Raw genomic sequence first — 13730 nt, forward strand, 5'->3', positions numbered from 1 at the left:
TCAATCAAAGTCCTGTCGGGTCGATGTGGGGATGCGCATACGCGGGGATCACCGGCGGCGGCAGCACCGTGCGGCCGTCGAGCGAGCGCACCGCGAGTTGCTGCGCGAGCGGAAAATGCAGGCTGTGCGTGACGAGGCCCGTGCGTTCGCGCGCCGGCAGGCTGCACAGTGCGAGCGCGGTCTCGGCGAGATACGCGACATCCTCGGTCGGATAGCCTTCGGGGATGTAGCGCGCGGCGCCCGGCGTGCGAATCGCCGTGCTCGGCGCGACGAGATTCACCGCGATGCCGTCGGCTTCGAGTTCGGCTGCGAGCCCCTGCGTGAAGCGCGACAGCGCCGCCTTCACCGCCGCATAGACGGTCGCGCCGCCCGCACGCGAGAAATCGTCGAACGGCCTCAGCGGCGGCAGCGCCGTCACCGAGCCGACGTTCATGATCCAGCCGGCGCCGCGGGCGCGCATCAGCGGGATCGCGGCCTGTGCCAGCGCGAACGGGATGCGCAGATAGTGTTCGATCGTCGTGTCGAACATCGTCATCGGCATCGTGTCGACGCACGCGTAGTCGGCCACGCCCGCGTTGTTGACGAGGATGTCGAGGCCGCCGGCGGCTTGCGCCGCGCGCCCAACGAGCGCATCGCGCTCTGCCGCGTTCGACAGGTCCGCCGCAAGCGCAATGGCGCGGCCGCCGGCCTGCTCGATCAGCGCAACGGTTTCGGCGAGCGTGCCGGCGGTCGTCGCCGATTGCGTGAGGCTGCGCGCCGTCACGACGACGGTCGCGCCTTCGGACGCGAGACGCTGTGCGATCGCACGGCCAATACCACGGCTTGCGCCCGTCACGAGCGCGCACTTACCGGCCAGTACGCCGGTTCGGGTATTCGTCATCGTTGTCTCCTGTGATGTGCGTGCGGGCCGCTCAGCGGGCGATATCCGCAACATGAAGCACCAGCTTCGTTTTCGCCTCGCCCGTTTGAACGAGATCGAGTGCGCGGGCCGCCTGTTCGAGCGGGAAACGGTCGAAACGCGGCACGCGCAGCACGCGCTTTTCCAGTTGCGCCGCGATCCGGCCGAGCGTGCCGCCGCTCGGCATCCGACTGTAGGTCATCGCGGTGCGCAGGCCGCGTCGTGCGGCTTCGGCGGCCGTCGCGGCGAGCCGCTCCGCATCGCCGGCCGCGAGCGTCATGATGTTCACCAGCGTGCCGCCCGGCGCCAGCAGGTCGAGCGCATCGGGCAGCGTGTCGCCGCCGACCGCGTCGAGCACGAGGTCGACGCCGCCGGGCGCCCATGCGTGCAGGGCCGCGGCGACGTCGTGCGCGCGATAGTCGATGCTGGCCGCCGCGCCCAGCGATTCGACCGTCCCGCGGTTGCGTGCCGAACACGTCGCCGCGACGCGCGCACCGGCCTGCACGGCAAGCTGGATCGCGAACGTGCCGACCGCGCCGGCACCGCCGTGCACCAGCACGGTCTGGCCCGCCTGCAGCCCGCCGTCGTCGAACAGGCCGGCCCACGCGGCGAGCGCGGGCGTCGGCACCGTGGCGGCTTCCGCCAGGCTCACCACATCGGGCACGCGCACGACCGAGTCGTGACGCACCGCGACGTATTCCGCGTATGCACCCCAGCGCCCCGCGCCGACGTCGGTCTGCGCGAACACGCGCATGCCGGGTTCGAAACCGTCGACGCCGTCGCCGACCGCTTCGACCACACCCGCCGCGTCGAAGCCGATCACGAACGGAAACGTGTATTGCATGAATGCGCCGAGGTAGCCTTCGCGGCATTTCCAGTCGGCGGGATTGACGCCCGCGTAGGCCACGCGGATCAGCACGTCGCAGGGGCCCGGCGTCGGTGCCGGCACGTCAGCCATCCGCAAGGCGTCGGAATGACCGACGCGGTCGATCAACAGGGCTCGCATCTTCGTGTCTCCAGGGCTTGTTTGTTGTCGGCTTGATGTGGGCTGCGCGTCACGCCGCCGTGTCGGCCAGCAGGCTCGACGCGAGCGGACAGAACGCATGCGAGATCGCATCGACCGTCCAGTCGGGGCTTTCAGCATCGAACCGGCGATCGACCCAGCCCCAGTGATAGGGATGCATCAGGTACTCGCCGAGTAGATCGCCGACGTGCGCGAATTCCTGCTGCCAAACATGCGTCCACGCGCCGGGCGTCTCGATCCGGCTCAGCCGCCAGTTGCGGATGCCGGGCATGAACGCGGGCATCTGCAGCAGTTCGCGTTCGAGCGCAGCGATCTGAGCTGGGCTGGTCTGCGGCCGCACGCGCAGCATCAGCGTGCGCCACACGCCGTCGCGCAGCGCCGGTTCGCGCAGGCCGCCGCCGATCGCGCGGCATTCGGCGCTGTCGATGCGCTCGATTCCCGGCAGTTGAGCGAGCGCCGCAAAATCCGCCGCGCCGTCGGCCGCCGAAGCGTCACGCAGCACGTCGAGCGTGTAGTCTCCCGCGCCCCAGCTGCCGTCCAGATTGCGTGCCAATGCCACCCGCTTCGGGCCAGCCAGCGTGTGCGCGGCTTCGTGCAATGCATGCTCGATCGCGCCGGCATGGCAATCCGCGGACACGAATACCTGTGCCGTGTCATGCCGCATGCTCGACCTCCGCCAGCGCGTGCAGCGGCGCATCGGCATCCGTCATCACATGGCGGCGGCGCACGTCGCACAGCGCGTCGACGGCCATCCAGAATCCGACCACGTCGGCATCCGTCAGCGCGCGCATCCGGTAATAGGCCGGCGCGTCTGCCACGTGCCAGGTCAGCCACAGCGTGCTCGGCTGCCCCGGCACCGCGACGGGCGGCGACACCCAGCGGCCGGCCGCCGTCAGCCCGCGCGCCGCGTGGCCCGGCAGGTAACGGTCGCGCAGCAGTGCAAGCACGTCGGGAATGCGCTCGGGCGCGAGCGTGATTTCATCTACGATCTGGATCATTCGCGTGTCGTCCGTGGTCGTTCGTGACAAGGATGCGCAGCCGGCCTACGCCGTTCCGGCGAGGCCGAAGGCGGGCGGCGTGGATAGCATTCTTGCGTGGCGACGGTTCGCAGACCCCTACCGGCCCGCTCACCGCCCCCTGTCGCAACGATCAGATCGGGAAACTCATGAAACAGCGCGCCATCCCGGCCCGCAGCCGTATCCTGCCGGGCTTCGGTGCGCGCCTGCTGAGCGAACTCACGCGCAGCGGCGCGCCGCCGGCCGACCGTGATGCACAGCCGCCGCCACCGGCAGCGACGCCGGGCGATTTCGTCGCGCTGTACCGCGACGCGATCGAACGCCTCGAGGCCCAGGTCGCGCGCGGCGACGGCCACCCGCCGATGCGCAAGCGCGAAGTCGACCTGATGTGCCGCTGCCTGCTGAGCTGCGCGACGCTGGCCGACGCAATCCGCTGTGCGCGCGAATTCGGCGAGATGCTGACCCCGCGCGCCGGCGCGCTGTCGCTCTCCGTGCGCGACGGGCGCGCGACGTTCCGGATGGATTCGCTGCGCCGCACACGCAGCCCGGCCGCGTGCCTCGTCGACCTGACGGGGTTGTTCTGCTATCTGCAGCTGTTCGGCTGGCTGATCGGGCAGCCGCTGCGGCCGACCGACGTCTGGCTCGGCCATCCGCGCCGCGACGACGCGATGCCGCTGCTCGGGTTGTTCAACGCGCCCGTCGAGGTCGGCCGTCAGACCTACGGCTTCGCGTTCGATGCCGCACGGCTCGCGTGCCGCGTGACCCGGCAGCCGGCCGAGCTCGACGCGTTTCTCGTCGATTTTCCGTTTCGCCTGATCGATGCGGCGCCGGCCGTCGTGTCGTGGGCGCAGCAGGTGCGTGGCTTTCTCGATGCGGCGCTCGCGCACGAGCAGGCGTTGCCGGCACTCGCCGAGCTGGCCGCGTGGCTCGGCGTCAGCGAGGCGACGTTGCGGCGGCGGCTGGTCGCCGAAGGCAGCGGTTATCACGTGCTGCGGGAGCAGTGTCTCGCCGAGGCCGCGCAACGCTGCCTGCGCGAGTCGGACTGGCCGGTCGCACGGATCGCCGCGCATCTCGGGTTCGGCGGCGAGGAAGCATTCCGTCGCGCGTTCGTCAGGTGGACGGGTGTCGCCCCGAGCCGGTTTCGGCGCGATTGCATGGCAGCAAACCACGCCATTTCGTCAGACATGAAACGCGCCATCGACGCATGAAGGAAAGGATTTCGAAAGTTTTTGCGCGCCGATGACGTTTTTTCGCATCCCCGCACGGCCCGACAATTGACGCGCCGGAGCGCACGCCATTACCCTTGCGCGCTGATCGTTCCCAGGGATGGGATCAAAAGGGAACGCAGGAGAGGCCGCGCCTCGAGTCTGCGGCTGCCCCCGCAACTGTGAGCGGCGAATCCGTGCCACTGCATGCCACTGGGAAACCGGGAAGGCCGGCACGAATGACGACCCGCGAGCCAGGAGACCTGCCATCGACCCGAGGTCCAAGCAGCCGCACCGGGCGGGGTGTCCCGGCGCGCCAGGCACCGCTATTGGCGGTCGCCCGTTGCATGGACGGCCCGACCTCAGGATCCGCCCGATGTCCACTGTTACCGCATCCGCTTCCTCACCGGAAGCGTCGCGCCGGCACGCCGCCGGCATGCACGGCCCGCCTGCTCGCGCGCGCCGCTCCGTATTGATCGCGTCCGCCGGCATGTGCCGCGCCGATGCTCGCGACCGCGGCCCGCTCGGCCCGGTCGCGCGATAACCCGCTCACCGATAACAAAACCGGCGCTGCCCGCCGCCCGCCCACGATCGACGCATGCGCAGCCCGACCACAACGACAGCCTCATGAAGATTCGACACCTCCTTGCCACGTCCGCCGCGACCGCGCTTCTCTCGCCGCTCGCCCACGCAGCCGGCGACACCTCGGTTGCGCAACCGGCCCCGGCCGCCGAAGGCGCCGACCTGCAGACGATCAACGTGACCGACACACGCCGCCTGCCCGAGTCGTTCGACCAGCGCTATGCGACGACCCAGGTGCTCACGCGCACCGATCTCGACCGGTTGTCGCCGAGCGACCCGAGCATCACGCAGGCGCTCGCAACGCTGCCCGGCGTGACCGTCTCGCAGAACGGCGGGCCCGGCTCGTCCGCGTCGGTCAGCATCCGCGGCTCGTCGGCCAGCCAGGTCGCCGTGTTCATCGACGGCATCCGGATCGGCTCGCCGACCACCGGCATCGCGCCGTGGGCGGACCTGCCGACCGAAGCGTTCGAACGTGTCGAAGTGATCTCGGGGCCGGCCGCCGCGTCGTTCGGCGCCAATGCGATGGGCGGCGTCGTGCAGCTCTTCACGCGCCGCGCGGCCAACCAGCCGAACCAGACCACCGTGTCGTTCGGCGGCGGGTCGAACAAGACGTTCGACACGCAGCTGCGCACGTCGGGCACGGTGCCGTCGACCGGGCCGCTCGCCGCGCTCGGCGGGCTCACCTACTCGCTCGGCCTGCACTCGTACAACACGGCCGGCATCGACGCGACGCGGCCGTTCGCGTACGGGCATGAGGCGGGCCGCAACCCGTACCACGCGCAGGATCTCGACGCGCGCCTCGGCTACGCGCGCGACAACTGGTCGATCTCGACGTTCGCGCTGTATCACCGGTCCGATCTGTCCTACGACAACCGCGGCTTTGCGAACCGCCAGCTCGATCATCAGCTGACGACCGGTATCGCGTTCCACCTCGATATCACGCCGGACACGCAGTTCGACCAGTCGTTCGGTTATGCGAACGATCGCGGGTTCATCTACGCGAGCGATCCGACCATCCCGACCGACCAGATCAATTCGCAGCGCATCAGCACGTCGACGTCGCTGACGCATCAGGCGCGCGGATTCCATCTGTTCGGGCTGCCGCTGTCGGGCGAAACCAAGCTCGCATACGACTTCACGCGCGAGCAGGCATTCCTGCCGGTCGACATTCCGAACGGCGTGCCGACGCGCAACGATTCCGCGTTCTCGCTGCACCAGTCGGCAACGCTCGGCAGCGTGACGATGTTCCTCGCGGGGCGTCATGAAATCATCGCCGGGCAATCCGTGAATACGGGTAACGCGGCGCTGTCGTGGGCGATCACGCCGGTGTACACGGCGCGTGTGTCGTACGGCAATGCGTTCAAGCTGCCGTCGTTCAACGACCTGTACTACCCCGGCTACGGCAATCCGAACCTCAGCCCGGAACGCAGCACGTCGGTCGAGGCTGCGGTCGATGCGAACACGTCGTACGGTACGTTCACGGCCGCGATCTACGATACGCGCGTCAGCAACCTGATCGCGTACAACCCGGCGACGTTCTCGCCGATGAACATCGGCCGCGCGCATATTCGTGGCATCGACTTGTCGTACAAGGGGACGATCGGCCGCTCGACGCCGGTGAGCCTCGCGGTCGGGATCCTGAATCCGCAGGACGAAACCAACGACTCGTGGCTCAACCGCCGGCCGCGCCAGACGGTCAGCCTCAACATCGATCACACGTGGGATGAACTGCACCTGCATGCGTTGAGCACGGGGGCGTCGCTGCTTTATGGCGGCACGACGTTCGACGATCCGGCGAATTCGACCTATCTGCCTTCGTATCTGACGGTGGGCCTGCGCGCGTCGTACCGGATCAATTCACACCTGACGGTGTCGGCGACGGTGTCGAATCTGTTCGACCGGCAGTACATGACCGCGTATGGGTACAACACGCTTGGGCGGACGGCGTTCGGGAAGGTGAGTTATACGTTCTGACGGGGATGGGGAGGCTTTGGCCGGATAGGTGGCGAGGCCTCCCATTTGAAACGGCGTATCCGATGCCTGCGCGACCGATGCTTGAAACGGGTGATGCCACCCCAAAACCGGGCGACGGACTGACGGCAACCGAGCGGCCAGTCTTTCGTCGCACCGCGCACGTTGCCGTCCGTATCAACACTGTTAGACTGCGGACGCCCTCCCCGCACATGTAGTCAACCATTCAGGACAGTGACATGACCGAATGCGCGCTAACCTTTACCAGTCAGGCCGAATGGGAAAACTGGTTAGAGCAAAACGGCACCACTTCGGCCGGAGCATGGCTGCGTCTGGCGAAAAAAGGCACCGGCCAGCGCACCGTCACCTACGAACAGGCGCTGGAAAGCGCCCTCTGCCATGGCTGGATCGATGGTCAAAAGCGGGCCGAGAGCGAGCAATACTGGTTGCAACGCTTCACCCCGCGCTCCGCAAAAAGCATCTGGTCCAAACTCAACACAGACAGGGCTGAAGCGCTGATCGCCGCAGGCAGAATGCGCCCGCCCGGCTTGTGCGAAATCGAGAAAGCCAGAAAGGACGGCCGCTGGCAGGCTGCCTATACGTCGGCCAGCAACTCGATCGTGCCGGACGACCTGCAGGCGGCTTTGGACGCCAATCCGGAAGCCCGCGAGTTTTTCGCAACACTGAACAGCCGTAACCGATATGCCATCCTGTTTCGGATACAGAATGCCAAAAAGCCGGAAACACGGGCGCGCAAAATCGGGGAATTCATCGACATGCTGAATCGCGGCGAAACCATCCATCCATAGATTTTTCGCTGACGGGAATGGTGCCAAACGGGACATATCGTCTGTCAGGGCTGCTTCGGCTCGGCAGCCGGTATTGCAACGCGCAATCGCGAACGCGGCGACTGGGGGTGAACCATGGACCAAGGCGGTGACTTTATCGTGCGCACCATGTCGGCCGACGAAGTAGCGATGTCGGTCGAATGGGCGGCTGCAGAGGGCTGGAACCCCGGCCTGCCTGATCCTCATTGTTTCAGGGAAGCGGACCCCGCCGGGTTCTTCGTCGGCGTCTGGCGCGGCGAGCCGGTCGCGTGCATTTCCGCTGTCGCCTATGACGAACGCTTCGGCTTCATCGGCCTCTACATCGTGAAACCCGGGTTTCGCGGCAAAGGCTTCGGCATCCGAACCTGGCAGCACGGCATGCGTTACCTCGGAGACCGCAACATCGGGCTCGATGGTGTCGTGGCCCAGCAGGCGAACTACAGGAAGTCCGGATTCGCGCTTGCGTATCGCAACATCCGCTATGAGGGGCGCGTGGACGGCATCGGATGCGCGCACGTAGTGGCAGCGGCCGACGTGCCGTTCGAGCAGTTGCTTGCCTACGATCGCGCGTGCTTTCCGTCGGCCCGCGAGCGGTTCCTGTCCACCTGGATCGCGCAGCCGGATGCCGTTGCGCTCGCGACGGTCGACGGCGGCCGTGTCGCCGGATACGGTGTCGTGCGCCGCTGCAAGGCGGGCTGCAAGATCGGCCCGCTGTTCGCCGACGACGCAGGCATTGCCACCGGGCTGTTTCGCGCGCTGGCGGCGCGCATGCCCGGCGAGGTCATCGTGCTCGACGTGCCGGAAACGAACCCCGCGGCCGTCGCGCTGGCGGAACGGCACGGCATGACGAGCGTGTTCGAAACCGCACGGATGTACACGAAAGAAGCACCGGCGATTGCGATCGACCGCGTGTTCGGGGTGACGTCGTTCGAGCTGGGGTGATCGTCATAAAAACTGAACCTCTCGAGCATCAACCCATGAACGGCAAACCACACAAGGGCGACATCAGCATCGGCCCGGATCGCTGGATCGAATTCGGCGATCTGATGGGCAAGCAGGCGCAGGCGGTTCCGATCGATCCCTGTCTCGCGGGGGTCATGCCGTTGATCGATGCACTGGAGACGGATTGCGTCGCCGAATGCTGCGGCATCGACGCGTTCGTTTTCTGGCCGGACGAGATCGCGAGCGCGGTGGGCACGCGCGATTGCGCAGCGCTGGCGCAACTCGCCGACGATCTGCTGATGGTGCAGCGTTCGATCGACGCGTTGCCGGCCGATCTCGTCGTCAGCACGCGAATGAACCAGTATTTCCGGAAAGCGGCCATGCTCGAGTTGCTCGCGCATATCCGGACGACGGTCGACGCCATCCGGTCGCAACGCGATGCGCACGACACCTCGACCTAGATGACCCCGCGCACGCCCGCGACGACCTGAATCACGCCGAATACCGCAATCACCGCCGCCGACACGCGCGACAGCCCATGCATGAACGCGAACGACATCTTCGTGCGCAATGCGGCGGTCGTACCGCTCAGGCACAGCCACCACGTCGCGGAACCGATGAACACACCGGTAACCATCAGCGCCACGGCCGGCCACATCGCCCCTTCCCGCGCGCCCGACAGCGGGCCCAGCGCCGCGAAAATCCCGACGAACGACAGGATCGTCATCGGGTTCGACAGCGTCAGTCCGAACGTCGTCACAAAATCGCGCAGGACAGTCGTGCGCGGCAGGTCGCGCTGCGCCGTCGACGCGGCCGGCGCCCGGCGCGCGATGGTCCACGCCAGCCACACGAGGAACGCGCCGCCGCCGATTTTCAACCCGACGGTCAGCATCGGGAATGCCGTGACGACACCCGCGATGCCGAGCGCACCGAGCAGGCCATAGATCGCGTCGGCGCACGCGGCGCCGACGCCCGTCGCGAATCCCGCGTGAAAGCCGCGGCTCAGGCTGCGCTGAATGCACAGCATGCCGATCGGGCCGACGGGCACCGCAATCGACAGCCCCATCACGACGGACTTGATGAACAGCATCGCCTGCTCCTTGCAACATGCAACGGGTGGAACAGGCATCGTAGGGAAAGTCCCGTCATCGCTGAATGCGGTTTTTAAGGAAAAATGGCCACTCCGCCTAAAAAAATACCGCCGCGATGGACGATCTGGACTGGAAGGTAGTGACGCTGTTGCAGGCCAACGGCCGCATCAGCTACACGGAGCTGGCGCGCCAGGTGCACCTGTCGGTGCCGGCGGTGACGGAACGCGTGAAGCGGCTTGAAGCGGCCGGCGTCATCGAGGGCTACACGGCCCGGATCAATCCTGCCGCGGCCGGCTATCCCGTCAGCGCGCTGATCGGCATCACGGTGCCGCAACCGGCAAAAGCCAAATTCCTCCGGTTGCTGGAGACGATTCCCGAAGTCGTCGAATGCCATCACGTGACGGGCGCGGACTCGTACATGATGCGGCTCGCCGCAATCAGCATGACCCATCTCGAACAACTGATCGAACGCATCAACCTGTACGGCGAAACACGCACGTCGATCGTGATGTCGACGCCGCTGCCCGCACGCGGGCTGGCGCGGCCGCCGTCGCAGCGCGACGTCGTTCGCGATTGACGCATCGAGAGGCCCCGTCCGATCCGCTTCCCGCAGGGGATCATCAAGCAACGTTGTTCGGCGGTAGCCGGAGGCCGATTTTCGGTCGGCCGGTTACCGCCGTGAAGATCCGAGTCGATCGACTACTTGCCGGCCAAGCCACCCAAGCCGCCAAGCAGGCCGCCCACCAGCCCTGTAACGGGCGCAAGCGGGTTGGAGAGACCACCCAACGGTGAGCCGCTGCCCGTGCCGGTTGCCGAACCGTTGTGGACAGTCGCCGGAATGCCGCCGACCACGCTCGTCACCAGGCCCGCGACCGGCACCGCGCCGTTCGCCCCGCTCGGGTTCACGAGGCCGCCCGCATTGGTCACGGTGTCGCCGACCGCGCGCACGAGTTCGCCGACACCGCTGACCAGCGGCTGGGGCGACGTGGACGTCACCTTCCATCCCGCCGACGTGATCGCGCCGCCGATCTGACCAAGCAGGCCCGCGACGGGCTGTCCGAGGCCGGTCGCCGTGCCGACCTGTTGCGTGACCTGGCCGACGGTCGTGACGAGCGGTGTGATCGCCGTGCTGATCGCCTGCGTCGTCTGCTGGACCGGGCCCGACGAAAGCGCCGAGCCGAGCATCGTGCCGCCCGTGTTGAGGCCACCGGCGACGGTATCGAACAGGCCGCCGACCGGCGTCGTGAGCGGTGCCAGCGGCGACAACGGGCCGGTGCCGAGCGCCTTCACCGTTTCGCCGAGGCCAGTGACCGGATTGCTGGTCGAGTCAACGATGGAACCCAGCCCGGCGACCGTCGTGCCGACGGGATTCGCCGTAAAACCGGTCTGGCCGATGCCGTTGCTTATGGCGTTCGTCGTGTCGCGGATGATCGTGCCCGCGCCCGTGACCGTGCCGCCGAGGCCGGTCGCCGCGCCCTTGCCCACTCCCGGCGGATTCATGCTGCCGATCGTGGTGCCAGCGTCGATGACGACCGCGCCGACGGAGTTGATGATGCCGTACGTGCCGGGGGTACCGCTCGTGCCACTGGTTCCGCCCGTGCCGCTGGTTCCATTTGTGCCACTGGTTCCATTTGTGCCGCTGGTTCCACTCGTGCCGCTGGTTCCACTCGTGCCGCTGCTTCCACTCGTGCCGCTGCTTCCACTCGTGCCGCTGGTTCCGCTCGTGCCGCTGGTTCCACTCGTCCCGCCCGTGCCACTCGTACTCGTTCCGATGGTATTACCACCCGGCTTCGGCGCCGTGACATCGCTGCCGCCACACGCCGCCAGTGCGCACGCCGCGGCAATGGCGGCGAGCGCAGCGTTCGCCTTGAAGAAATGATTTTGCATGGAAGCCCCGTTCGCTTTTTTTCAGCTCGATCAGCCCGACAAGCACCTATCGTGCCATTGCGATCGGCATCAACGACGACTTCACACCCACGCTGGATTGCCCTGTCCCGACGGCCGTCCGGGGCCCGACGGCTGGCGGCCGGGCTCGCCTTCATCATCGGGATCGAGCCTTGCGTTCCGGGTAACGCATGCCCCGCGTTACGTAGCATCCCGCGGTGAAAGACGCGGCCGCGCCCCTGTCGCCAGCACTCAAGCGCGCGCAACGATGCGCTTGCCGGCACCCGCCCCCATCATTCACGACAGACGATGAACACCCCGCGCGAAGTGCTGAAAGTCGCCAGCATCGCGGCGATGGAACCCGAACATTCCGTGCACCCACTGAACGAGAATGCCGTCCGCCTGAAGCGGTCGCTTGGCGATGCAACCGGGCTGACGCAACTCGGCGTCCACCTGATGACCTTGATGCCCGGGCACGAATCCACCGAATACCACCGGCATCTCTACGCGGAGGAATGCGTCTACGCCCTGTCGGGAACCGGCGAGGCAATCGTCGATGGCCGGACCTATGCGATCGGCCCGGGCGACTTCATGGGATTTCCGCGCGGCGGCAGCGCGCATACGATGCTGAATACCGGCGATCGGCCGCTGGTCTATCTCGTGGCGGGCGACCGGGACCGGCCGGGGCCGGCCGTCCCCCGTCCATAGCGATTCCGCACGTCCGCGCCGGCTTGCCCCCGTGACGGCCCGTCACACGATCAACGTCACACCGGCCCACGCAATCAGCACGACGCCCAGTGCGCGCCCGACAAGTTCTCCGCCGGGCAGGATCTTTTCCGCGAACACGAAGAGCGACAGCGCGGCGATCCACACGACGTTCATCACGCCGCCGACGAACAGCAGCGCCATCAGCAACCAGCAGCAGCCCACGCAAACCATGCCGTGCCGCGCGCCAAGCAGGAAACTGCCGGTGACGCCCGGACGCCAGTGCGCGACCAGGAACCCGGCCGGCGCCCGGCATTGCCGAAGGCACGCGCGTTTCAGCGGCGAGAATTGATAGAGCCCGGCGAGCGCCAGCACGATCGCGGAAAGGACGGCGCTCTTCGACCACAGCATCATCGCGGAGATCAGCCCGGCCGGCTGCAGCATCTGCTGAAGCAGCGCTGCGCCGATCGAGAACGCGAGCCATGCGGCCAGGTAGCCGGCCAGCAGCGACAGCGACGTGAACGCCGAGCCCGCCCCGTCCACGCCGCGCTGCCGCAGCACCCGCCGGTACAGCATCACGAGCGGCGCCGCGCTGGGCGTCATCATCGCGATCATCATCACCCACCACATCACGATCACGGTGGGCAGCGACGGATCCATGCTGCCCATGGCGCCCTTGAGGCGATGCGGAAAGAGCGCAACGGTGGTCATGTCCAGCGCCGACATGCCGGTTCCCGCGCCCGTCCAAAGGTAGAACCAGCACAGTCCGACGAGCGCCGCGATGCCGAGCAGCGTGATGACGCGCTCGCGCCCGAGCCAGTGGTCGACGGGCGTCATGCCGCGACGCGATGCCTGACCACCCCGTGGTTGTTCAGGTGCAGCCGCGCGAACTGCGCATAGCTGCCGTCGAGAGTCAGCGGAATGTGGCCTTGCGAGCGCGACGTGCCCGAGCCGATCTCGGCCAGCTCGTATTCGAAGCCGTGCGGCAGGTCGATCCGCGCGCGATGTTCGGCGCCCGTCACCGGATTGAGGATGGGATCGCCCGCGAGGTCGAACACGCCGTCGACGTGAATCCGGCCACGCCGCGCATCGACATCGACGTCGTAATCGATCTTCGCGAAGATCGGATCGAACGCCTGCTCGAGCGTCGAAGCGTAGACCGAGAACATCGTCGCAAACGGATCGGTATCCTGACCAGTCATGATCTTCAGCACCGCCTCGCGCTGCGCCGGGCTGGCGCGCTCATCGACGATCGGCTGGCACCGGCCCCGCCCCTCGTGGACGGCCCCCGGCCACTCGAACACGACCGCGACCTTGACGCCGTCGAGCACCACGTCGCCGTAGTGGCCGCTGTCGATCGAAATCGCCCCCATCGCCGCGCAATGGCCATGGGTCGGCAGCGCATTGAACTGGCACGGGCAACCGTATGAGCAATTGCAATTGATCAATTCGGTACCCTGAATCTCCCACGGCGTCATGGCTCCACCTCGCGCTCGGCTACACAGGAATGCTTCGAATCTAGTGCACGGCACAGGGGAAAGCAAAGCCGTCGCAGCGGCCCGAATCGACGCATGAAAACCGCCCG

At 67.2% G+C, this 13730-nt stretch carries 15 protein-coding genes and 1 riboswitch; of the genes, 7 read left to right on the forward strand and 8 right to left on the reverse strand.

All coding sequences use genetic code 11. The features are described from left to right. Window positions 1-4: 4 nt before the first annotated feature. From CFB50_RS26445 to CFB50_RS26460, 4 genes are read right to left on the reverse strand one after another with little or no spacing between them, the layout of a single operon-like run. Complete coding sequence (locus CFB50_RS26445) at window positions 5-880, reverse strand: SDR family NAD(P)-dependent oxidoreductase (protein ID WP_089447726.1); 876 nt, start codon at window positions 878-880, stop codon at window positions 5-7. Between the two features lie 31 nt (window positions 881-911). Next, window positions 912-1904, reverse strand: a complete 993-nt coding sequence (locus CFB50_RS26450; RefSeq protein ID WP_089447727.1) for an NADP-dependent oxidoreductase — start codon at window positions 1902-1904, stop codon at window positions 912-914. 49 nt (window positions 1905-1953) lie between these two features. Beyond that, a complete protein-coding gene (locus CFB50_RS26455) occupies window positions 1954-2586 on the reverse strand; it encodes a Dabb family protein (RefSeq protein ID WP_089447728.1) in 633 nt (210 codons plus the stop codon). Further along, on the reverse strand, window positions 2576-2920 hold the full coding sequence (locus CFB50_RS26460; RefSeq protein ID WP_089447729.1) for a hypothetical protein: 345 nt from the start codon (window positions 2918-2920) through the stop codon (window positions 2576-2578). The genes CFB50_RS26455 and CFB50_RS26460 overlap by 11 nt, the downstream gene beginning before the upstream one ends. A gap of 167 nt (window positions 2921-3087) precedes the next feature. Here CFB50_RS26460 and CFB50_RS26465 point away from each other — a divergent pair, with 167 nt between their 5' ends. From CFB50_RS26465 to CFB50_RS26485, 5 genes are all read left to right on the forward strand, one after another. Beyond that, window positions 3088-4146, forward strand: a complete 1059-nt coding sequence (locus CFB50_RS26465; protein ID WP_089447730.1) for an AraC family transcriptional regulator — start codon at window positions 3088-3090, stop codon at window positions 4144-4146. Window positions 4147-4235: 89 nt separating this feature from the next. Continuing rightward, a riboswitch (cobalamin riboswitch) is annotated at window positions 4236-4428 on the forward strand. A gap of 342 nt (window positions 4429-4770) precedes the next feature. Then, window positions 4771-6699 carry a TonB-dependent receptor domain-containing protein gene (locus tag CFB50_RS26470; protein ID WP_089447731.1) on the forward strand — a complete coding sequence of 643 codons (1929 nt, stop codon included), beginning with the start codon at window positions 4771-4773 and terminating at the stop codon, window positions 6697-6699. 236 nt (window positions 6700-6935) lie between these two features. Further along, window positions 6936-7505 (forward strand): YdeI/OmpD-associated family protein, encoded by a 570-nt coding sequence (locus CFB50_RS26475; protein WP_089447732.1) that lies wholly within the window; start codon window positions 6936-6938, stop codon window positions 7503-7505. A gap of 114 nt (window positions 7506-7619) precedes the next feature. Further along, entirely contained in the window at window positions 7620-8465 is an 846-nt protein-coding gene (locus CFB50_RS26480) for a GNAT family N-acetyltransferase (protein ID WP_089447733.1), read from the forward strand. A gap of 35 nt (window positions 8466-8500) precedes the next feature. After that, on the forward strand, window positions 8501-8926 hold the full coding sequence (locus CFB50_RS26485) for a DUF6331 family protein (RefSeq protein WP_089447734.1): 426 nt from the start codon (window positions 8501-8503) through the stop codon (window positions 8924-8926). Here CFB50_RS26485 and CFB50_RS26490 read toward each other — a convergent pair. Next, window positions 8923-9555 (reverse strand): LysE family translocator, encoded by a 633-nt coding sequence (locus CFB50_RS26490; protein ID WP_089447735.1) that lies wholly within the window; start codon window positions 9553-9555, stop codon window positions 8923-8925. The two genes, CFB50_RS26485 and CFB50_RS26490, sit on opposite strands and share 4 nt — an antisense overlap. Before the next feature lie 116 nt (window positions 9556-9671). Here CFB50_RS26490 and CFB50_RS26495 point away from each other — a divergent pair, with 116 nt between their 5' ends. After that, complete coding sequence (locus CFB50_RS26495) at window positions 9672-10133, forward strand: Lrp/AsnC family transcriptional regulator (protein ID WP_069251667.1); 462 nt, start codon at window positions 9672-9674, stop codon at window positions 10131-10133. 122 nt (window positions 10134-10255) lie between these two features. Here the strand turns inward: CFB50_RS26495 and CFB50_RS26500 are convergent, their stop codons facing one another. Then, on the reverse strand, window positions 10256-11443 hold the full coding sequence (locus CFB50_RS26500) for a collagen-like triple helix repeat-containing protein (protein WP_089447736.1): 1188 nt from the start codon (window positions 11441-11443) through the stop codon (window positions 10256-10258). A gap of 306 nt (window positions 11444-11749) precedes the next feature. Here CFB50_RS26500 and CFB50_RS26505 point away from each other — a divergent pair, with 306 nt between their 5' ends. Further along, window positions 11750-12148: a cupin domain-containing protein gene (locus CFB50_RS26505; RefSeq protein ID WP_256979279.1), complete on the forward strand. Its 399-nt coding sequence runs from the start codon at window positions 11750-11752 to the stop codon at window positions 12146-12148. A gap of 42 nt (window positions 12149-12190) precedes the next feature. Here the strand turns inward: CFB50_RS26505 and CFB50_RS26510 are convergent, their stop codons facing one another. Together CFB50_RS26510 and CFB50_RS26515 are read right to left on the reverse strand one after the other, a co-directional pair. After that, window positions 12191-12982, reverse strand: coding sequence for a DUF2182 domain-containing protein (locus CFB50_RS26510; RefSeq protein ID WP_089447737.1), 792 nt, complete (start codon window positions 12980-12982; stop codon window positions 12191-12193). Next, window positions 12979-13623: a DUF1326 domain-containing protein gene (locus tag CFB50_RS26515; protein WP_089447738.1), complete on the reverse strand. Its 645-nt coding sequence runs from the start codon at window positions 13621-13623 to the stop codon at window positions 12979-12981. Before CFB50_RS26515 ends, CFB50_RS26510 begins: the two co-directional genes overlap by 4 nt. Window positions 13624-13730 lie beyond the last annotated feature (107 nt).

Source organism: Burkholderia sp. AU33423 (genome assembly GCF_002223135.1).
GTDB lineage: Bacteria > Pseudomonadota > Gammaproteobacteria > Burkholderiales > Burkholderiaceae > Burkholderia > Burkholderia lata_D.